Genomic DNA, 21,922 nt, shown 5'->3' with positions numbered 1-21,922 from the left:
TATATTTACTCTCCTTATAATCTTATTTAATCGAACGTAACAGCATGCTTATATAGTGAGGAATACTAATTGTTTAGAATGCAAACGTTTGCATTCTTTTTTATGCAAGTAAGTTTATTCAGGATAATAACAGTGGTATCAAAAGCCATAGATTTGTGATACGGAAGGCTATTGTGCTAAAATAACCTAATACACTTATTAGTATCATGAAATTATTAAGATTCTTTTTCCCTCTAGTACTATGCATGTTTTTATCATGCAGTGATAATGGTCCCAACAATCCTGATATACCCGAAGTCCCTTTAACGCCAACAATAGGGAGTCTTAGAGATGGTATTACTGTTATCAGTGACGATTCATTGGCTTTTGTTCTTTTTGCTCCTAAAAAACAAACGGTTCACCTTATCGGAGACTTCAATAATTGGACGGTTTCGGATAGCTATAAGATGAAAAAAGACGGGGATCGTTTCTGGATAAAAATAGGCAATCTCCAAAAAGGGAAAGAGTATATATGTCAATACCTTATAGATAATTCGATAAGGATAGCAGACCCCTATACATCTAAAGTTTCTGATCCGGATAATGATCGTTATATCTCTAATAATGTATACCCTAACTTGATACAGTACCCTACGGGAAAGACTTCCGAGATAGCCATGGTCGTAAATACTGCTCCGGCTTCTTATTCTTGGAAAGTAAATACTTTTAAGGTTGATAAGCCGGATAATATGGTTATCTATGAGATCCTTATTCGTGATTTTACAGAGCAGGGAACGATTAAGGCTATTGAAGAAAAAATAAGCTACCTTAAAAATCTTGGTGTAAATGCTGTAGAGCTAATGCCATTCAATGAATTTGAGGGCAATAATAGTTGGGGATATAACCCGTCATTCTATTTTGCTACAGACAAAGCATACGGTACACCTAACGACTATAAAGCATTTATTGACGCATGCCACTCTAATGGAATTGCTGTGATAATGGATATGGTACTAAATCATAGCTATGGACAAAGCCCGATGGTGAGAATGTATCAGGGTAGCGATAAAAACCCTACAGCCGATAATCCTTGGTACAATAAAACATCGCCTAACTCCAGTTATTCTTGGGGATATGATTTTAATCACGAGAGTGAGTATACTAAGGCATTTGTAGACAGTGTTTGTGCATATTGGATGAAAGAATACAAAGTAGATGGATTTCGTTTCGACTTTACAAAAGGTTTTACCAATACAAAAGGTGATGGATGGAGCAAAGATGACAGTCGTATAACGATACTTAAAAGAATGGCTTCCGAAATTTGGAAACGAAAATCTGATGCAATTGTCATTTTTGAGCATCTTACAGCCAATGATGAAGAAAAAATACTGGCAGACTATGGAATTAAACTTTGGGGCAATATGAATTCTACTTTCATTGAGGCAACAATGGGTTGGGGTGCATTTGATTCCGATGAGAATGGTGAACTGAATGGTGATGTATCATGGGCTTCGTATAAGAAAAGAGAATGGTCGAAACCAAACTTGGTCGCTTATATGGAAAGTCATGATGAAGAACGTATTATGTTCAAAAATGAAGCCTACGGCAATTCTAATGGAAGTTATAATGTGAAAGATTTAAGTACAGGCCTAAAACGTACAGAAGCCGCAGCGGTTATTTTGATGTCACTACCGGGTCCTAAAATGATCTGGCAGTTCGGAGAGCTGGGCTATGATATAGCGCTGAATAGAGAAGGGAATCAGCATTTAGATCCTAAGCCTCCTCATTGGGAGTATTACGATGTACCTGCAAGAAAGAATCTCTACGATGTGTTTGCTAAAATAAATAAACTTCGTAATACGAATACTACCTTTTATACGAGTGACTATACTATTGATTTAGCAAATCAATATAAACAAATATTATTAAAATCATCTACAGAGTCTATCTGTGCCATAGCTAACTTCGATGTCACAGAATTAACTCAGAAAGTTAATTTCGGAAAAACAGGTAAATGGGAGGACTATTTTACGGGTAACCAGCTAAATCTATCTGATAATTCTATAGATATTACACTCCAACCGGGAGAATACCGGTTATATATAAGCAAATAAAAAAATACAAATAGGACTTTAAAAACTACGTATTACTTTAGGTGTTTTTACAATAACCTTTGGCCTTGGTCAAAGGTTATTTCTATTTAATGCGATATATCATTTACAACTCCCATCGAAAATTGATATATTTGTCAAAAATAAATGCTATTGATATGAAAAATGTTTTAGGATTGCTGCTTGCTTGTTTCTTCTTAATAACAGCAAGTGCGCAACGTTTAGACCTTATGGATATTAATTCCGGCAAATACTCTGCTCGAGGTGTTCAGCCGGTTGTGTCATCTGCCGATGGCGAATCTTATTTTCAGGCAGATAATAAAAATACGATGATCATCAAGTATTCGTACAAAACAGGTTTGCCTACCGATACTCTGTTTAATGTTAATAAGGCACGTGAATGTACGTTCAGCTCATTTCAGGGATTTATAATCAGCCCCGATGAGAAACGCCTGGTAGTGTATAATGATTACGAACCGATCTATCGTCATTCATTCAAAGCAAATTACTATTATTACGATATTAGACGAAATTTAGTTCGAAAACTGACTGAAAATAAAGAAAAGCAATCGATACCGACTTTTTCTAAAGATGGAAGAATGTTGGCCTATGTTATCAACAACAATATATGGCTAGTCAAGTTTGATTATGATACAGAATCTCAGATAACAAAAGACGGAGCATTGGGTAAAATAATCAATGGCGGAACAGATTGGGTATATGAAGAAGAGTTTGCAACGACCAGTATTATGGATTTTTCTGAAGACGGGCGTTTGTTGGCATTTGTAAGATTCGACGAAACAAATGTGCCTGAGTATTCGATGCAGATGTATGAAAACAAACTTTACCCAACTTCATTTTCGTTCAAGTATCCGAAGGCCGGAGAACAAAACTCGAAAGTAACATGTAACGTATTCGATATTGACTCGAAGACAATACGGAAAATGAATATACCTGATAATGTTGAGTATATCCCACGTATACAGTTTTTACCTACCGGGGACGATTTAGCAATAATGACATTGAACAGAGAGCAGAATAAATTTGATCTGTTTCTTGCAAATGCACGCTCATCGGTATGTCGCTCTATTCTTCATGAAGAGAACAGCAGATATATAGACTCTGAATTGTTAAACTATATCTATTTCTTTGGAAACCAATTTGTGTATGTTAGCGAAAAAGATGGGTATTCTCATATATATCTTTATGATAAGAATGGTGCTCAGCAAAAGAAATTGACTTCAGGAAACTACGATGTAACAAGCCTATTGGCTGTTGATCCGGTTTCTAAAACTGTTTTTTATGAAGCTGCAGAAGATAGCCCTCTCCAAAGAGCAATCTACAAGGTGGATATGGTGAAAGGAATCAAAACTAAATTATCTGCAAAGCAGGGAACTAATGCTGCAACATTTAGCAAAAATGGGAAATATTACATCAATAGTTATACCAATCTCTCAATACCTCGGATTGTTACCGTGCACGACGCTACAGGAAAGGAACTTCGAGTATTGGAAGATAATGCTAAATTGAAAAATACATTAGCCGGACTCAACTTACCTAAAAAGGAGTTTATTACAGTAAAAGCGGCTGACGGACAAGACCTAAATGCATATATAATGAAACCGGTTGACTTCAATCCATCACGCAAGTACCCGTTGGTAATGGTTCAGTATAGTGGACCTAATTCGCAACAAGTAGCGGATAAGTACGGTGTCGACTGGACAGATTACCTGACTACCCAAGGATTTATTGTTGCTTGTGTTGACGGACGCGGAACTGCAGCCAGAGGGGAAGACTTTCGTAAGTGTACATATATGAATCTGGGTATTTACGAATCCGATGATCAAGCAGCTGCGGCAAGACATTTTGCTTCTTTACCTTATATTGATGGAAGTAAAATTGCTATTTGGGGATGGAGTTATGGTGGATACAACGTGTTGATGAGTATGAGCCGGGGGAATGGCGTATTCAAAGCCGGAGTTGCCATTGCTCCTGTTACCGATTGGAAATTTTATGACTCTGTATATGCAGAACGTTTTATGCGCACTCCACAACAAAATGAAGCCGGATATCAATCAGGCTCTCCGATTTTGCTCGCTAACAAATTAGAAGGGAATTTATTATTAATACACGGTTCTGCCGACGATAATGTACATTTCCAAAATACGATGGATTATGCAGCAGCATTAGTCAAAGCCAACAAGCAATTCGATATGTTTGTGTTCACGGATAAAGATCACTCTATACGAGGTGCAGCTAACAGAACTTATTTATTCGAAAAGGTTATTAAGTTTCTAAAGACAAATATGTAAATAAGATATTTCATTTATATTAAAAAGGAATGCTGATATCAGCATTCCTTTTTGTTTTTTATCAACCAGTAATTCTGGAGTTAGCTCTTGGCTTTATTTAATTTGTCCAAAACTTTCTTTTCCACTTCATCAGCCAATTCGCTTAATTGTTCAGACTTGTAGGCTGCACGTTCCTTTAGATATTCCAGTTGGTTTTTTCCAACATCGATACCGTCTTTTATTTTTTTCTTAGCCTGACCTGATAATTTATTTAAGTCATCACATACACAATCTAGCTTACCACTTTCTGCCAACTTATAAATAACGAGCGCAAGACCTATACCGGCAGCTGCTCCGATTAATAGTTTCTTCATAATGTTTCTATTTTTATTTAATATTAATGTGTAGTATACTCTTAATTTTAAACATAACGAAGACATACTTTGTTCAAATAATAGTAATTTAGGATATTTAGGACACTTATAGCGCTTTATAGGACTTTTGACGATCATATATATTTATCAACTTTACCTAAAAGTTAATCTTATGAAAATAGCATTATTTCTTAAAAACGATAAGATTGACGATTCCGATATAGACACAATACCTATAATCGTTTTGCATACCGACAGTAATACAGTCGTGGAGATCGAAAAAGATATTCTAGTAAAAAAGGACGTCAATTATTTGGCTCTTTGGTTGTTGACTAAGCGAATCAAAGAGGTGTATGTTATGGATATTGATCCGCTTATCCGGCAACTATTCGAGAGGCTGGGGGTAGTAGTTCGTAAATATGATGATATGAAAAAGAACCCCTTACTAAGGAAGTTTATATCATGATATTTCGATTTTATCGCGAAACTCTTTTCCGTTTTTATGTTTTATTTTTCTCTTCCCCCTAATGCATTAAGTCTCTCTGTATTGTACGGGAGTTAGTCCTGTATGTTTCTTGAAAAATCGCCCGAAGAAAGAAGGATTGGGGAAATTTAACTCGTCTGATATCTGTAAAATTGTGTTCGTTGTTGTTTTTAGCAGATGTTTTGCTGAAGCAATCAAGGCTTCATTAATCCACATAAAGGCCGTTCTGCCTGTTCTGCTTTTTACAATAGTTGATAAGTATTTTGGTGTGAGACACATTTCACTTGCATAGAACTGTAACGATCGTTCCTTTTTGTGATATTGCAATAATAAATTAAAAAAGCGTGAGATTAATTCATCCTGATGCGAAGATGTATTCATGTTATCACACTCGTATGTACTTACATCTTTGATCCGATTATAATATATATTACCTATTTCGGTTAGCATTGCATATAAGAGGCTTTTAGCCATTTCATTCCTGAATGGATGATCTCTGCGCTTGTATTGTTTAACAATAAAAGAGTGGAACTCCAGATATTTGTTGGCTTCCGTTTCTGATATTTTTATACAAGAGTTTTGCATAATACTTCTCGATATGTCGAAGTTCGATATATTGGGCATTTCTGTTAGAAAATCTATAGAGAAAATCAAGAACTCAAGCATCAGATCTTCACTACGTGTGATAAATTCTGTGACAAACTGGGGCATGATTGTAATAATCATGTTTTTCTCTATATCATATTCTTTGAAATTTATTTTTATACGAGCATTCCCTTTAATACAAATGGCAAAAGCTACGCCATCGAGTATAAACGGAAAATTGGAGGATAGAGGAGGAAATAATACTGCTTTATCGGATATAATAAAATTTTTGATTGCAAAAGGATCTATATGTTCTGAAATATCCTCTAGTTGGATTTTTGCCAATTTCATATTTTGAATTCTTTTTGTGTAAAAAGTCGATTAAGATGAATGCAAACATAGTCTATTTTCATTGAAATATAGAAAAAGTCGAAAGGAACTTTTGAACATATAATAAGAACTTTAGACTGTTTTTGTTGTCAACAATTTTTCAAAGTTATGCCTAAAAAGAATTTTAGAACATCTTTAAGCCAAAATAGACCTTTTGTCGTTCTCTATTTTGTTAGACCTTTGTCTTCATCAATAAGAGAATATCTTAAAAGATTGAGTTAATTAAATAAAGGTAAATTAAAAACAAAAATTAAAAGTTATGAAAAAGTTATTTTTTACACTTGCAATTATGTTAGGTCTAACAGCAACAGTTTCAGCACAAGATGTTGGTCAGATATGGGTTGGAGGTAGCGTTGGTTTCAACAGCACTAAAATTGATGGTGGCGACAGAGTATCATCATACCGTATTCTTCCTGAAGTAGGTTATGCATTTACTAATAATATGGGAGTAGGTATCAGATTGGGTTATGCACACAATAAACCAGCATTAAACGGTTCTATAAATTCCGATATCATTTTCAAAGATGCATTTACTGTAAATCCTTTCCTACGTATGTCATTCCTTAAAGGAACTATGGGTAGCCTGTTTGTTGATGGTGGTGCAGCATATACTTATGGAAAAACTGATTATATGGTATCTACAGGTCAGACTGCCGCTGAAAAGTATAAACTAAATGCTTGGGAAGTTGGTTTCCGTCCGGGTGTAGCAGTTAATGTTACAGATAAAATTACTTTAACAGGTAAATTCGGATTCTTAGGTTATCAACATGCAAAATATGCTGGAATCAAAGGTGATAATTTCGGATTCGATTTCGATCTTAGCCAAACAGAAATTGGTGTAAACCTTGTGTTCTAAGAATTTAGACTTATTCTATAATAAAACAAAAGCCGTTCTTTAAAGGACGGCTTTTGTTTTATATAATATCTACTTAATGTGCGAATAGCTTATCTGTCTTGTTTAAGTCTGTCGGCCATAGCCTTTCCCAGAGAAACACAGTCTTCATAAGTATTTAGGTTCATAGCTTGCTTCATTTCTACCGGCGAGCCTATGACTTCAAATTTACTGTCGCTTGCAAATTGAGCCAAACGCTTAACTGCTGCTCCCGCCCAGGTAAATGATCCGAAATATCCAAAATAACGGTGCTTCATATCACGACCTTCAATTTTCGATATTAGATATTCTACCTCAGGAAAGAGTTTGTTGTTATATGTAGGAGATCCGATGATCAAACCTTTGTATTTGAATATATCACGTATAATGTATGAATGCGAACGTTTTGATACATTATGTAATATAACCTCTTTTATCCCTTGTTGAGCCAGTTCGTAAGCTACTGTTTCAGCCATTTGCTCAGTGTTGCCATACATACTGCCATAAGCAATCACAACGCCTTCATCGCCTTCATAACGGCTTAGCTTGTCATATATACTTATTACTTTTTTTATCTGTTCGTCAAGAGTCCATATCGGACCATGTGTAGAACAGATATATTTTATTTCGAGAGTATTAAGCTTTTCAAGTGCTTTTTGTACCGGAGAGCCAAACTTGCCTACAACGTTAGAATAATAACGAACCATCTCATCGTAGTAGCGTTCAGGATGTAATTGTGCATCGGTAATACCACCATCAAGAGTTCCGAATGTACCAAAAGCATCGCCCGAGAATATGATTTTATGATAAGTATCATATGTCATCATTGTTTCAGGCCAATGTACCATTGGTGTCAGATTGAAAATAAGCTTATGTTTGCTACCTAAAGACAGTTCCTCACCGTCTTCTATAATTTTTACTCCATCTGAGATTCCATAAAATCCTTGTACCATCTCAGCCGTACGTTTGTTACCTACGATCTGTACATTCGGGAATCTGTTTCTAAGCAATCCCAGAGAACCTGAATGATCGGGTTCCATGTGATTGATGATTACATAGTCAAGAGACTTTCCATTTAAGGCTATTTCCAACTTATGGAAAAAGATATCAGAATAACATACGTCTACTGTATCAAAAAGCGCTGTCTTCTCATCTACAAGAAGGTATGAATTATAAGATACGCCTTTAGGGAGTGGCCATAAGTTTTCGAAAAGATTCTTAGTGCGGTCATTTACTCCGATATAGTAAAGGTCATCTTCTATTGGAATTGGTTTTAACATACGAAATTACTTCTACTTCTTTATTGTTTTGCTTTCTATTGTTTCTTTTTTTCTTGTTGCATTCCACACCAGCCAGATACCCCATAGTACGAATGGGATACTTAGCAATTGTCCCATATTAATACCGAAAGTAGCTATCATATTAACCTCAAATGGCTCCTGTACATTTTTTATATATTCGATAAAAAATCTGGAAAGGAAAATCCCTATAAGTGAGACCCCTAATATCAGGCCTTGTTTGTTTTTTGCATTTGTTCTATAGAATAGATATAGTCCTACACAGAATATAGCGAAGTAAATGAGAGCTTCATATATTTGTGTCGGATGACATGGCAGTTCGTTTGAGCCACCTTCAGCTATTGGAAAATGCCAGTGCGGATCGCGTACAAAATTGAAACCCCAAGGAAGAGTTGTCGTTCCTCCGTATATTTCAGAATTCATTAAATTACCAAGTCGGATACATGTTGCACCAATGGCAACACCTACTATCAAGCGATCGAGAGCCCATATCATACTTTTTTTGGTAACTCTGACCGAAAATAGCCATATACCTACAGTCATGCCTATTGCTCCTCCGTGGCTCGATAAACCACCTTCCCATACCATCAGCATCTTTAACGGGTTGCTTAGGTAGTATACCGGGTCGTAAAACAAACAATGCCCCAATCGTGCTCCGATAATGAGGCCCGTGAGAACATAGATGAATAACGAATCGAACCATTTCTCAGGCAGCTTCTCCGCTTTGTACATTTTTTGCACAACAATAGTTGTTAGCAGTACTCCGGTAGCCCAAAGTATTCCATACCATCGTATTTCTCGTCCCAATATAGCAAAAGCATCAGGGTTTACATCCCAGGTAATAAATGAAAGCATATACTTGTTTTTATTTCAAAATTTTTACTTTACCTTTTTTCGGAGTACAAATATATAAAATACTTATCAATAGATATACTTTATTGAGATAAGTTAAAGTACTCTTTGTTAATATTTGCGTATAAAGTATTTATTGATAATTATTTGTGTGTTTTAGAAGGAAGAGTTTATTATATATAATTATTCTAAATAGAGAGGCGTCTATTCATTTGAATATTAGTGTATATAAGGGAATGTTAATAAAATATCCTAAAGCTTCGCTTTTTGTTTACATTTTTCATATCTTTAAGAACAAAAAAGCTTGTTGTATAAACGAGTTTCAATTTATATAGCTTGTTTGTTGACATATTAAATACCGAAAATCTATCAGTAACATTATGGATTACAATTATAAAAAGACCAATGCTTACCTCAAATTTGATAAATCGCGGATGGTTAACCTCGAATACTCGCTTTATCGTGAGATTTTGAGAACAAACCGGAGGGGAGCATATCACTGTACAACATTAGTAGAGTGTAACACACGAAAGCAACACGGACTACTCGTTCTTCCTGTACCCCGTTTGGGTGATACAAATCATGTATTGCTATCATCCTTAGATGAAACTGTAATACAGCATGGTGCGGATTTCAATCTGGGGATACACAAATATGATGGAAATAATTATAGCCCGATGGGGCATAAATATATACGAGAATTTGATTGCGACTCGTTGCCGCGAACTATATATAGAGTAGGGGGGGTGATTTTATCTAAAGAGAAGATGTTTTCTTTAGAGGATAATTCTATTTTTATCAGATATACACTGATAGATGCTCATTCGCCTACAACGATGCGCTTCAAGCCTTTCTTGGCATTTAGAGATGTGAACGAATTAACGGAAGAGAATCCGATAGCAGAGCTTGGATATAAGGAAGTGGAAAATGGCATCAGTATGTGTATGTATACCGGCTATCCCGATTTGTTTATGCAGTTTAATAAGCCTGTAAATTTTGTCTTTGAGCCCAACTGGTATAAAGGTGTAGAATATATGCAGGATATGAATCACGGATTACCATACAAAGAAGATTTGTATGTACCCGGATATTTCGAATTACCCATACAGAAAGGTGAGTCGGTAATATTCTCAGCAAGTGATATTCACGTAGATACGAGTAAGCTGGTTTTCTCGTTTGAAAAAGGTATAAAAGAGCGTACCCCTCGTTCATCTTTCTATAACTGTTTGAAAAATTCAGCACATCAGTTTTATTATCGTCCCACTAAAGATGAACTATATTTACTGAATGGTTATCCTTGGGGTGAGGTTAAGGCCCGAGAGCAATTTATGGCTTTGGAAGGACTTACGCTAGGCGTTGGCAAGAAAGATGCTTTTGAAGAAATCGTTGATACTGCTATTCCTACAATCCAGCAATTTATGGAGGGGAAGCCAATAGCCGGATTTATGAAGGATATAGGAGATGCAGATGTACTTTTATGGGTGATACGCGCCCTTAAAAAGTTTCAGGTGTATGATCCTGAGCGTTTTTATTTAAAATATGCAAGTCTGGTTAGCCAGATCGTAAGCTTTATACAAGAAGGTAATCACCCGAACTTGAAGCCATTAACGAATGGGTTACTTACTGTAGACAATAAAGTTGGTTATCCGAGTTGGATGCATAATAAGATTTCGGACGGACTTTATTTGGCTCCTCGTACAGGATGTTTGGTTGAGGTTAATGCGTTTTGGTATAATGCACTCAAGTTTAATGAAGAAATAGCACGCAATCAACATAATCCGAAGCTGGAAAGAAAGATGGCTCTATTGGCTGAGATAACCAAAACATCATTTTTAGAAGTCTTTCTTAACGATGGGGGCTATTTGTACGATTATGTAGTAGGTAATTTCGTCGATTGGAGTGTCAGACCTAATATGTTATTGGCTATAGCTGTTGATTATCCACTACTGGGTAAACGACAAAGTAAAAGTATAATTGATATAGTAACTAAAGAATTACTTACACCTAAAGGCATTCGCTCCCTTAGTCCGAAGAGCATTGGTTTTCGTCCGAGATGTGAAGGCTCAATATATGATCGCCTCTACAGTGCTTTTAATGGTGCGGCATGGCCGTGGCTACTGCGGGCATATCAGGAAGCTTACCTTAAAATATTTCAGCAGAGTGGATTGTCTTTTCTCGACCGTCTTTTGATTGGTGTTGAGGATGAAATGTCTAACGATGGCATAGGTTCTTTATCTTCTGTATATGATGGCAGTATCCCTTATTTCGGACATGGGCAGATTTCTTATGCCATAAATGTTGCCGGAATAATAACTGCTCTCAATGTTCAGAAAATGTTTGGAGATGAATATTGAATGATAAAGAATACCTCTTTATGCAATATGATTTAGATTGTTAAATTTACAGAATAGTTTCGAACTAAAATATATGAAAGCATTAATGTTTGGATGGGAGTTTCCTCCCCACATATTAGGCGGGCTTGGGACAGCCAGTTATGGATTGACAAAAGGTATGTCTTTGCAGCCTGATATGGAGATTACATTTGTTATACCTAAACCCTGGGGCGATGAAGACCAGAGTTTTCTGAAAATAATAGGAGCATGCAATACCCCTGTAGCCTGGCGTGAGGTATACTGGGACTACGTAAGTGAGCGTCTGTCGAAATATATGGACCCTCAGGAATATTATAATCTACGCGATCATATTTATGGCGATTTTAATTATCTGCATACAAATGATTTGGGTTGTATAGAGTTCTCGGGACGTTATCCCGACAATTTGCTCGAAGAGATAAATAATTATTCTATTGTAGCCGGAGTGATTGCACGCACTCATAATTATGATATAATACACTCACATGATTGGTTGACTTATCCCGCAGGAATACATGCCAAAAATGTTTTGGGAAAACCTTTAGTTATACATGTGCATGCAACAGACTTTGACCGTAGCCGAGGCAAGGTAAATCCGCAGGTTTATCAAATGGAAAAAAATGGCATGGACTACGCAGACCATATTATCTGTGTGAGTGAACTGACCCGGCGAACAGTGATTGAGAAATATCATCAAGACCCGGCAAAAGTGACTACTGTACACAATGCTGTAGAACCATTAAGTGCCGAGATTGTCGCTATTGAGCCTCAAAAAGGTAAAGACAAAGTTGTAACTTTCTTGGGGCGTATCACGATGCAAAAAGGTCCTGAATATTTTGTCGAAGCTGCCGCTCGTGTACTCGAAAAGGCTAAACACATACGTTTCGTGATGGCCGGTAGCGGCGATATGATGGAACGTATGATTTATCTTGCAGCCGAAAGAGGAATATCAGATAAATTTCATTTTACAGGATTTCTTAAAGGAAAACAAGTATATGAAATGCTGAAACGGAGCGATGTATATGTAATGCCTTCGGTTTCTGAGCCATTTGGAATTTCGCCACTAGAAGCGATGCAGTGCAGTATTCCTACTATTATATCAAAACAATCCGGTTGTGCCGAGATCTTAGATAAAGCAGTGAAGGTTGACTATTGGGATGTTGAGGGTATGGCCGATGCTATATATTCTATTTGTACATACGATGCCATGTCTGAATTCCTGAGCAGAGAAGGCAAAGAAGAGGTGGATAATATAAAATGGGAATATGCCGGACAAAAGGTTAGGGATATTTATAATAGTCTATGTCAATAATAAAAAACAATATACATTATGAAAAATATATGTTTCTATTTCCAAATACATCAGCCTCACAGGCTAAAGCGCTATAGATTTTTTAACATTGGCGGAGATCATTATTACTATGATGACTTTGCCAATGAAGACTTTATGCAACAGGTGGCTGAGGTTTCTTTTATACCTGCCAACAGGTTGATGCTTGAGATGATAAAGGAATACGAAGGCAAATTTAAGGTTGCATTCTCTATTTCGGGCGTGGCTTTAGATCAGATGGAAATATATGCTCCTGAGGTTATTGATGGATTCAAAGAGTTGGCAGATACAGGTTGTGTTGAGTTCTTGACCGAAACTCAAGGACATTCTCTCGCTTCTTTGGTAGACCCTGAAGAGTTCAAGAAGCAGGTAAATGAACATAGCAATAAAATAGAAAGCCTGTTCGGACAACGTCCAAAGGTTTTTCGCAACACAGAATTGATATACTCTGACGAAATTGGACACTTAGTCTATGAAATGGGCTATACAGGAATATTGACCGAGGGTGCTAAGCGAACACTCGGATGGAAAAGTCCTAATTATCTTTATCAAGCAGCAGAAGAGCCAAAACTGAAATTATTGTTACGTAATCCAAAATTCAGTGACGATATTGCAACTCGTTTTTCGAATTATAGCTGGAATGAGTATCCGCTTACTGCCGATAAGTTTATTTCCTGGGTGGCTAATACACCAAAAGAAGAGCAGGTTATCAATCTGTTTATGAATTATGAAGCGTTAGGTAATTTCCAAAAGAAAAGCTCAGGTATATTCGAATTTATGAGAGTATTACCTCGTTTTGCTGCTGAGAATAATATCGGATTTGCTACCCCATCAGAAATATTTAAAACGATGAAGCCTGTTGATTCTATTTCGTCTATGCACCCTATATCATGGGTAGGTGAAGAAAAAGATGTTTCGGCATGGTTGGGTAATACTTTACAGGAAGAGGCATTCAATAAGTTGTATGAAATAGCGGAACGTGTTCGCCTAAGCCAATCGAGACGGATATTACAAGACTGGATATATTTGCAATCAAGTGATCATTTTTATTATATGGGAACAAAAAATGCGTTGCCATTTAGCCCATATTCATCTCCATACGAAGCATTTAATACCTATATGAATGTGTTGAGTGACTTCAAGGAAAGGGTAGAAGCCGAGTTTCCTAGTTCTATTGATAATGAGGAACTTAATGCGTTGCTTACCACCATTCACAATCAGGCAAATGAAATAGAAGAGCTGGAAGACAAAATTGGAAAGCTGGAAACTCAGTTAAAGCCTAAAACAAAAGCTACAACGGCAAAACCCAAGGCAACAGAGAAGCCTAAAAGTGTAGCAACTGAAACTAAACTTGAGAGTCCCAAGCCTGTAGCAAAGCCGAAGGTAAGTGCTAGGGGAAAAGCTAAGCCATCTGCAAAGAAATAATCATTCATGCAACTTTCTGTGTATTATATGCATCATAATATATAGACAACTAAATCTATACTTATAAAACAGATATATTATGAAAATTAGGCTTCTTTCTGCGTATTCAAGGGTTTTATCATTTGTTCTCATTTTTCTAGGTTTTCATTCATGCTCAACCGTTGATCCTAAAGTTGAGTATGGGACTCCATCTGCTAAATTTATAGTGAAAGGGAAGGTGGAAAGTGGCGATAAAGAAGTTTCAGGGCTGAAAGTTGCACTAGGGGTAATTAACAATGGTTATGATACAGGTAAAGTACGCTATGTAGATAGTGTAAAAACCGATGTGAAAGGATTATTTAATGTATCGATTCAAGACTTTCCATCCAGTCAGAAGTTTGTTATAAAATACGAAGATATCGATGGGGAGAAAAACGGCTTATTGGAAACAGTGATAGATACTGTGAGGTTTGATAATCCGAGCTTTACCAATGGTAGTGGTGGTTGGTATGTCGGCGAAACGACAAAGGATTTGGGTACTGTAAAGCTTAACTCATCTAATCCTGAAAAATAATGAGTGTAGACGACATTTCCTTCCGAAAGCGTTTAGGTTTAGAGCTGTTTCGCCAGCATAAAAAGAATCAGACATCTCTCCATAAATTAAACTATCTCATTTGGGAATGTACCTTGCGATGCAATTTGGCATGCAAGCATTGTGGCAGCGATTGTCACAAAGATATGAGGCAAAAGGATATGCCCTTGGAAGATTTTCTGCGAGTGGTAGATGAAGTTACTCCTTATGTTACTCCTCATGATACAATGATTGTTATAACAGGTGGCGAGCCATTGATGCGTAACGACCTTGAGGCCTGCGGACGGGAGTTGTACAAAAGGGAATATCCGTGGGGGATGGTGTCAAACGGGTTGTTTTTATCCGAACAAAGATTGAAAAGCCTTCTTGATGCCGGTTTGCGATCGGTGACAATAAGCCTCGATGGACTTGAGGAGAAACATAATATAATGCGTGGAAATAAGAATAGCTTTCGTATGGCATTTAATGCTATTTCGATGCTGGCGCAAACTAAAGATATTGTATTTGATGTTGTTACTTGTGTTACGGCAGATACATTTTCTCAGCTCAATGACTTGAAAAAGCTACTCATCGATACCGGTGTTAAATCATGGCGTATTTTTACTGTGTTCCCTATCGGAAGAGCTGTCGTTCATAAGGAACTACAATTATCCCCGATTCAGTTTAAACAATTATTTGAATTTATAAAACACACTCGTAAGGAAGGTCTTATAAACCTCAGTTATGGTTGCGAAGGTTTTGTTGGCAATTATGAAACTGAGATCCGAGATCATTTCTATTTTTGTCATGCCGGTATCAACATTGCATCGGTACTTGTAGATGGTTCTATCTCGGCGTGTCCTAATCTACGATCAAATTTTACTCAGGGAAATATATATAAAGACAGCTTTTGGGATATATGGTCGAATCGCTATCAGCCATTTAGAGATCGTAGATGGATGAAGCAAGGCGAATGTAAAGACTGCAAATACTTTCGTTATTGCGAAGGAAACGGTATGCACTTACGAGATGAAAACGGTGAATTGTTGTTTTGTCACCTAAAGCGTATAAAAGAAGGAGAGACTATTGAACTTAATATTACCTGATAATCATTTATACTTCTTGTACCGCTAAATAATTGTAGTCGGTGACTACTTTTCGAAGAAAAATTCTGTCAGGGCCATCATACTCATAGCCTGTAATCGATTTTATTCTGTCAGCCAAACGTTGGTTAAAGTATTCGTTGTATTGCATGCGTTGGTCATCTATGATAGAAGTAATCGTTTGAATGTCTCTGTCGGATAACTTGTCAAGCACATCTTTATAGGTAACTTTATAGTCTTCATGAAAATCAAGATCAGAAAGCTTTAACTCTTTGTTTCGTGCATTCAATCTGAGGTCTATGACTGTTGTTCCTGCCAAATAATCACCCAACCGCTGCGACTTTTTTGTAACAGCAATCATTATAATAGCCAGAAAACCCTCTGTAAACGTAAAATCAACTAAGCGGAATAGCCATCTTAACAGGTAAGAACTTCCGGATGGAACAGTACCATCGACATTCACAACTCGTATTTTTACGATCATTTTGCCAATGCTTTGTCCTTTATTTAATGTTTCGAATAAGAGGTCATAGAAAAGTACAGGGGAAGCCATTATTATAATTATAAATATCATGGCAGTGTTCCCATCAAACGCACTCCATAATCCGGCTTGGGAGAAAAGAGATATAATTCCAATCCAACCTAAATACCAAATCAAAATTACAACCCAGTCGAGAATATAAGCTAAAAGTCTGTATCCGACACCGGCTGTTTCGTAGTCTATTGTTACGTTTTGGGTTGTTTGTACTTCTATTATCATAAACACTAAAAATAAAGAACAAATTTATGTTTTTTGTATGATTATATAGTATAAATTTTTCATTCTTTTTAACCAAAGAGCTATATTTGTGCTTAAACAATATATTATAAATGCAAACTTGTAGTTTTTGATGAGAGAGGCCGCATTTGTCAAGCAAAATAGAGATAAGTGGCAAGAAATAGATATCCAGACCAAGGAAAAAGATATTCCGGCTGAAATTTTAGCGGATAATTTCATTGAACTCACGGATGATTTATCTTATGCGCGTACGTTTTACCCGCGGTCGCAAACTGTAAAATATCTGAATCAACTTACAGGGCGCTATTTTATCAATATATACCAGTATAAGAAAAAAGATAAAGGACGCTTTTTCCGTTTCTGGAAAGAAGAAATTCCTCTTATCATGTACAAATATCGCAGACACATGCTTTATTCTTTTTTGACGATGTTTGCAGGTGTTTTATTAGGGATATTTTCATTAGAACAAGATTCTGCCTTTGCTAGTCAAATATTACCTCCTGAGTATGTGAATCAGACACTTGAAAATATAGAAAGCGGTGATCCGATGGCTATATATAAAAGCTCGGATGAGGCACCTATGTTTTTCAGAATAGCCACAAATAATATTGCAGTAGCATTTTATGCATTTATCGGAGGTATTCTGTTTTCTCTCGGAACTGTTTATGTTTTATTTCCTAATGGTGTAATGCTCGGCGTTTTTCAATACTTTTTCTTTAAGAAAGGTTTGTTGTTTACTTCGGCTATATCCATTTGGTTGCATGGAACATTAGAAATATCAGCAATCGTAATAGCCGGAGGTGCAGGGCTTATATTGGGTAATAGTATTTTATTTCCCGGTACATACAAACGCTTAGTGTCATTACAGAGAGGTGCAAAAGATGCTGTGAAAATAGTAGTTGCACTGATCCCCGTTTTTATTGTAGCGGCTTTTATCGAGAGCTATCTGACTCGTTTGACCGAAATGCCGGTTTACTTTAATCTGATAATAATTGGCTTGTCTGCCTTATTTATTATATGGTATTTTATCTATTATCCTTATTACATCAATAAAAAAACAAATGAAACAACAACAAAAGATCAGGTTATATCAAAGCCGTGACTTTAGCGGTATTTTTGATACTTCAATTGCATTCATTAAGCAAAATTATGGAGCAATCTTAAAGGGTATATTGGTATTTATACCTATTGTTCTTATTGCTACATATCTTCTTATGAATTTACTGTCTTTTTCGAATATGAATATGACTTCTATTGGACAATATGAAGATGATCCATTTGCAATTCTTCGATCTATATTTGATTGGCGATTTTTTCTTGGTATATTTATTATGATGGTAGCAGGATATTTAATGTCACTTTATCCTATGTGCTATATGGCATTATATGCCGAGTCCAAAGATGGCAGGGTAGATAGTAAGGATGTTTGGACAAAAGTAAAGCAAGTTGCACTTCCTTTGTTAGGTTATTCTATTATATTTGGTATTCTGACTTCTGCAGGTTTGATATTATGTTTGATTCCCGGTCTGATTATTTCGGTGTACTTATCCCTTTATTTTTATACATATATCATAGAAAGAAAGGGGCTGGTAGAAACTTTTCAGCGGAGTATTGATCTTGTTCGCCATCATTGGTGGATATCTCTGGGATTGATAATTATCTTTTATATTATAGTTTGGGTTATTAATTTTGTGTTAACACTTCCGGTATATGGCACGATGCTCGGTAATTTATTAGGAATAGATTTTCTTACCAGCGAAATATATATATATATAACATATTCTTTGAGTTATGCAGCTAATTTCTTGTTAAGTCCTATACTTACAATAGTATTGGGTGTTATGTACTTCAGTTATAGAAGCCAATTGGATGGTATTGAAGTTACAGACGAAATAGATATGATCGGTGTAAATAAAGAAGAAGACCAACCAACTCAATATTAATACTAATATTTGAACATATTCCTTAGGGTGGTAAATACAAATAAAAATATACACATATTCAAGAGCATTATATTAATGCTCTTGGTTTGTATGTGCATAAATCTTTTTGGTCAGGCAGACTCTACAGCAACAACAAAGCCCATACATATTCAAGAGAAGGTAAACATCCGCATACCCGATAAAAGTAAGATAGAGGAATATAGAAAAGATCCGCGATTTGAGTATAAAAAAGAGGAAAGAGGTCTGTCGTGGTGGGATAGAATATTGTTGGCAATCAATAGTTTTATCAATAATTTACTTGGCAGGGTCGCAGAATCAGGAATGCTGAGTATTGTAGTGCTACTCATCATAGTAGTTGTAATATGTCTGATTGTCTTAAAACTTATCGGAGTTGACTACAGAACATTATTGGGTAAGAAAGAACTAGATAAGTCGGATATAGATATCTATACAGAAAATGTGCATGAAATGAATTTTGATGCATTAATATCTAATGCATTAAGAAACAAAGATTACCGTCTGGCTGTCCGATTTCTATATCTGAAAAATCTGAAACAAATGTCTGATAAGGATATTATAGAATGGAGTACCCATAAGACCAACTATAGTTATCAGTACGAGATACAGAATAGTTTGTTGCGCTCCAAATTTCTTGAAACTACATTAATCTTTGATTATGTATGGTATGGTGAATTCGAGTTGGATGAGGGTAAATTCACTGAAGTAGATTCTCGTATGGGCGACCTAAATAAAATGATAAACCATGAAAGATAAGAAACTAATAATTCTGATCGGGGTGATTATCCTTTTATTGATTGGTTTGTCATATGCCCGAACCAAATCTCCTAAGCCTGTAGATTGGAGACCTACATTTATAAATACCAAGACATCCCCATATGGAACATATATTGCATATCAACTATTAGGGGATATCTTCTACAAAAAGAATATACGATCTACACGCACTCCAATATATAATAACCTGAAAGAGACTATGGAAGAATACTTCTCCTATGACAAATCTTATGATTCGTATGGTTCAGGTTATTATGAAGATTCTGATGATGAATATGACTATGCTGAAGAGTCTGATACAACTCAAGTAAATACCGACCTTGTAATAGATACAGTACTTGAGCAAGGGCTTGAGGAACTGACTTCTGACCCTACTGAATGGTATAAAAGTATTGATGCGGAAATAGATACTACAGCATATATATTTATCAATACCAAATTCACGCTGGATAAAGTAGATATGCAATATTTACTCGATTTTGTCGGTTTGGGAAATAACGTGTTCATCTCGGCAGAAAGCTTTTCTTCGAGCCTGATGGATACTTTGGGAATAAAGACAAAACATAGATATTTTGAAGCAGATACAGCTTATTATTTAATAGATTCTCCGCATCAGAAATATAATTTTGCAGGTATAACCGGTGAAACAAGGCTTAATACTGATAGTTGCAACTTGGTGTCACGTCCATTGGCTTTTAATAACAAAAAAGATACAGTGTTCTTAGAAGTACAATATGGAAAAGGGCATTTCTATTTGCATACAATTCCTTCTGCTTTTGCTAATGTAAATCTACTGCAACTAAACAAATATGATTTTGCTTTCAGGTGCTTATCTTTTTTGCCACAGAATAGTAAAGTTATTTGGGACGAATATCAGAAGCAAGGTGGTACTGATGCGAATAGTAGTATATTCAAAGCGATGTTGTCTAATCCTTTGTTACGTATCGCTTTATATCTTATACTCGGAGGTTTGTTGCTTTTTGTGATCTTCAGGGCGAAACGTACTCAACGGATTATACCTGTCATCAAACCACATATAAACTCTTCATTAGAGTTTCTAGGTACAATCAGTAATTTATATTATCGCAAAAAAGATTTTAAAACCATTGCCGAGAAGCGGCATGCGTACTTTCTTGACTATATAAGGAAGAATTACTACATGTCGACAGAGAAAATTAATGACGACTTTTTGGATGTACTGAGTGCTAAGTCAGGAGTTGAAAGAGATAAATTGAGTAATCTATTTAATTTATATAACGATATAATTATATTGCCTTATGCTCCGAATGATATATTCTTGCAATATAATAGTTTGTTGGAAGAATTTTATAGAAAGGTAAAAAACAAATAAAATAAAATATATGTCGGATTTAGAATTTCAATCAAGGATAGATTTTTCCGAATTGAGCCAAAGTGTTCAGGAGATAAAAAACGAAATAGCGCGTGTTGTTGTTGGACAGCATCAATTGATAGAACAGATGATAATTGCTATCTTGGCAAATGGTCATGTATTGGTAGAAGGGGTTCCCGGTGTTGCTAAAACTTTATCTGCAAAACTTCTGGCAAAGACTATAGATGTCGCTTTCAGTCGTATACAGTTTACACCCGATCTTATGCCTTCGGACGTATTGGGGACAAGTATCTTTCTTCCGGGGTCTGCCAAATTTGAATTTAAGAAAGGGCCTATCTTCTCAAATATCGTGCTGATTGATGAAATAAACCGATCTCCGGCAAAGACTCAGGCTGCACTTTTCGAGGTGATGGAAGAACGTCAGGTTACAAATGATGGAACAACATATAAAATGAACTATCCATTCCTTGTAATGGCCACTCAAAACCCGATAGAGCAGGAGGGGACATATCGTTTGCCCGAGGCTCAATTAGATCGTTTCTTATTTAAAATTGTAGTTGATTATCCGAATATTGTGGATGAGATTAATATTTTGGACAGGCAAAACCGAGGGGAATTATCTCCTGAAATAGGTATTCGTCCGGTTCTGACGGCTGAGAAATTAAACTCTTTGCGTTCAGCGGTAGATAAAGTACTGGTTGAACATCAACTATTAGAATATATTGCCCAGATTGTATCTGCTACACGTCAGAGCACATGGATAACGCTTGGGGCTTCGCCTCGTGCATCGCTTGCAATACTGAATGCCTCTAAAGCAATGGCAGCCATACGGGGACGTGATTTTATCACGCCTGACGATATCAAGGAAGTTGCTGTGCCTGTACTTAGACACAGGATTTTATTAACACCCGAAAAAGAAATGGACGGTACATCTACCGATACAATTATATGTCAACTGATAGACAAAGTGGAAGTTCCTCGATAAAATGGTTTTTTAAGAGTTTCTATCTCTCAAACCGTTTTTTCTTCACACTGGCTTT

At 36.2% G+C, this 21,922-nt stretch carries 19 protein-coding genes; 14 read left to right on the top strand and 5 right to left on the bottom strand.

What is annotated here, in order from left to right:
- The first annotated feature begins 206 nt into the window (after window positions 1-206).
- Both QOX35_RS12285 and QOX35_RS12280 read left to right on the top strand, forming a co-directional pair.
- On the top strand, window positions 207-2,093 hold the full coding sequence (locus tag QOX35_RS12285) for an alpha-amylase family glycosyl hydrolase (protein WP_283687157.1): 1,887 nt from the start codon (window positions 207-209) through the stop codon (window positions 2,091-2,093).
- A gap of 155 nt (window positions 2,094-2,248) precedes the next feature.
- Window positions 2,249-4,402: a S9 family peptidase gene (locus QOX35_RS12280; RefSeq protein ID WP_283687156.1), complete on the top strand. Its 2,154-nt coding sequence runs from the start codon at window positions 2,249-2,251 to the stop codon at window positions 4,400-4,402.
- Between the two features lie 80 nt (window positions 4,403-4,482).
- Here the strand turns inward: QOX35_RS12280 and QOX35_RS12275 are convergent, their stop codons facing one another.
- Window positions 4,483-4,755, bottom strand: coding sequence for a hypothetical protein (locus QOX35_RS12275; protein WP_006842849.1), 273 nt, complete (start codon window positions 4,753-4,755; stop codon window positions 4,483-4,485).
- A gap of 172 nt (window positions 4,756-4,927) precedes the next feature.
- Between QOX35_RS12275 and QOX35_RS12270 the strand changes: the two genes are divergently transcribed.
- The gene (locus tag QOX35_RS12270; protein WP_135105206.1) at window positions 4,928-5,221 is read left to right on the top strand and encodes a hypothetical protein; all 294 of its coding nucleotides are present in this window, start codon (window positions 4,928-4,930) and stop codon (window positions 5,219-5,221) included.
- Between the two features lie 66 nt (window positions 5,222-5,287).
- Here QOX35_RS12270 and QOX35_RS12265 read toward each other — a convergent pair whose 3' ends face one another.
- Window positions 5,288-6,175 carry a helix-turn-helix domain-containing protein gene (locus QOX35_RS12265; RefSeq protein ID WP_135105207.1) on the bottom strand — a complete coding sequence of 296 codons (888 nt, stop codon included), beginning with the start codon at window positions 6,173-6,175 and terminating at the stop codon, window positions 5,288-5,290.
- Window positions 6,176-6,473: 298 nt separating this feature from the next.
- Here QOX35_RS12265 and QOX35_RS12260 point away from each other — a divergent pair, with 298 nt between their 5' ends.
- Entirely contained in the window at window positions 6,474-7,070 is a 597-nt protein-coding gene (locus QOX35_RS12260; protein WP_283687155.1) for an outer membrane beta-barrel protein, read from the top strand.
- An 89-nt stretch (window positions 7,071-7,159) separates the two neighbouring features.
- Here QOX35_RS12260 and QOX35_RS12255 read toward each other — a convergent pair whose 3' ends face one another.
- Both QOX35_RS12255 and lgt read right to left on the bottom strand, forming a co-directional pair.
- Window positions 7,160-8,365: an FprA family A-type flavoprotein gene (locus QOX35_RS12255; RefSeq protein WP_135105209.1), complete on the bottom strand. Its 1,206-nt coding sequence runs from the start codon at window positions 8,363-8,365 to the stop codon at window positions 7,160-7,162.
- 12 nt (window positions 8,366-8,377) lie between these two features.
- A complete protein-coding gene (gene lgt / locus QOX35_RS12250) occupies window positions 8,378-9,238 on the bottom strand; it encodes a prolipoprotein diacylglyceryl transferase (protein WP_283687153.1) in 861 nt (286 codons plus the stop codon).
- 377 nt (window positions 9,239-9,615) lie between these two features.
- Between lgt and QOX35_RS12245 the strand changes: the two genes are divergently transcribed.
- From QOX35_RS12245 to QOX35_RS12225, 5 genes are all read left to right on the top strand, one after another.
- Window positions 9,616-11,589, top strand: a complete 1,974-nt coding sequence (locus QOX35_RS12245; RefSeq protein WP_283687152.1) for a glycogen debranching enzyme N-terminal domain-containing protein — start codon at window positions 9,616-9,618, stop codon at window positions 11,587-11,589.
- Between the two features lie 73 nt (window positions 11,590-11,662).
- Window positions 11,663-12,919, top strand: coding sequence for a glycosyltransferase (locus QOX35_RS12240; RefSeq protein WP_283687151.1), 1,257 nt, complete (start codon window positions 11,663-11,665; stop codon window positions 12,917-12,919).
- Between the two features lie 18 nt (window positions 12,920-12,937).
- On the top strand, window positions 12,938-14,362 hold the full coding sequence (locus QOX35_RS12235; protein WP_283687150.1) for a polysaccharide deacetylase family protein: 1,425 nt from the start codon (window positions 12,938-12,940) through the stop codon (window positions 14,360-14,362).
- Between the two features lie 79 nt (window positions 14,363-14,441).
- Window positions 14,442-14,915 (top strand): radical SAM-associated putative lipoprotein, encoded by a 474-nt coding sequence (locus QOX35_RS12230; RefSeq protein ID WP_283687149.1) that lies wholly within the window; start codon window positions 14,442-14,444, stop codon window positions 14,913-14,915.
- The gene (locus QOX35_RS12225; protein WP_283687148.1) at window positions 14,915-16,018 is read left to right on the top strand and encodes a TIGR04133 family radical SAM/SPASM protein; all 1,104 of its coding nucleotides are present in this window, start codon (window positions 14,915-14,917) and stop codon (window positions 16,016-16,018) included. Before QOX35_RS12230 ends, QOX35_RS12225 begins: the two co-directional genes overlap by 1 nt.
- 7 nt (window positions 16,019-16,025) lie before the next feature.
- On the opposite strand, the gene QOX35_RS12220 is transcribed toward QOX35_RS12225, so the two are convergent.
- Window positions 16,026-16,775 (bottom strand): RDD family protein, encoded by a 750-nt coding sequence (locus QOX35_RS12220; protein ID WP_252638101.1) that lies wholly within the window; start codon window positions 16,773-16,775, stop codon window positions 16,026-16,028.
- 130 nt (window positions 16,776-16,905) lie between these two features.
- Here QOX35_RS12220 and QOX35_RS12215 point away from each other — a divergent pair, with 130 nt between their 5' ends.
- The 5 genes from QOX35_RS12215 to QOX35_RS12195 all read left to right on the top strand — a co-directional run bounded on the left by QOX35_RS12215 (window position 16,906) and on the right by QOX35_RS12195 (window position 21,867).
- Window positions 16,906-17,895, top strand: coding sequence for a stage II sporulation protein M (locus QOX35_RS12215; RefSeq protein WP_283687147.1), 990 nt, complete (start codon window positions 16,906-16,908; stop codon window positions 17,893-17,895).
- Window positions 17,855-18,736 carry a DUF7847 domain-containing protein gene (locus tag QOX35_RS12210; protein WP_283687146.1) on the top strand — a complete coding sequence of 294 codons (882 nt, stop codon included), beginning with the start codon at window positions 17,855-17,857 and terminating at the stop codon, window positions 18,734-18,736. The genes QOX35_RS12215 and QOX35_RS12210 overlap by 41 nt, the downstream gene beginning before the upstream one ends.
- Before the next feature lie 90 nt (window positions 18,737-18,826).
- Window positions 18,827-19,510, top strand: coding sequence for a hypothetical protein (locus tag QOX35_RS12205; protein WP_283687145.1), 684 nt, complete (start codon window positions 18,827-18,829; stop codon window positions 19,508-19,510).
- Complete coding sequence (locus QOX35_RS12200) at window positions 19,500-20,882, top strand: DUF4350 domain-containing protein (protein WP_283687144.1); 1,383 nt, start codon at window positions 19,500-19,502, stop codon at window positions 20,880-20,882. The genes QOX35_RS12205 and QOX35_RS12200 overlap by 11 nt, the downstream gene beginning before the upstream one ends.
- Window positions 20,883-20,892: 10 nt before the next feature.
- The gene (locus QOX35_RS12195; RefSeq protein WP_283687143.1) at window positions 20,893-21,867 is read left to right on the top strand and encodes an AAA family ATPase; all 975 of its coding nucleotides are present in this window, start codon (window positions 20,893-20,895) and stop codon (window positions 21,865-21,867) included.
- Window positions 21,868-21,922 lie beyond the last annotated feature (55 nt).

Source organism: Dysgonomonas sp. Marseille-Q5470, assembly GCF_951230145.1.
GTDB lineage: Bacteria > Bacteroidota > Bacteroidia > Bacteroidales > Dysgonomonadaceae > Dysgonomonas.
The sequence above is the reverse complement of the archived record's forward strand: the minus strand, read 5'-3'. Positions and strand labels throughout refer to the sequence as shown.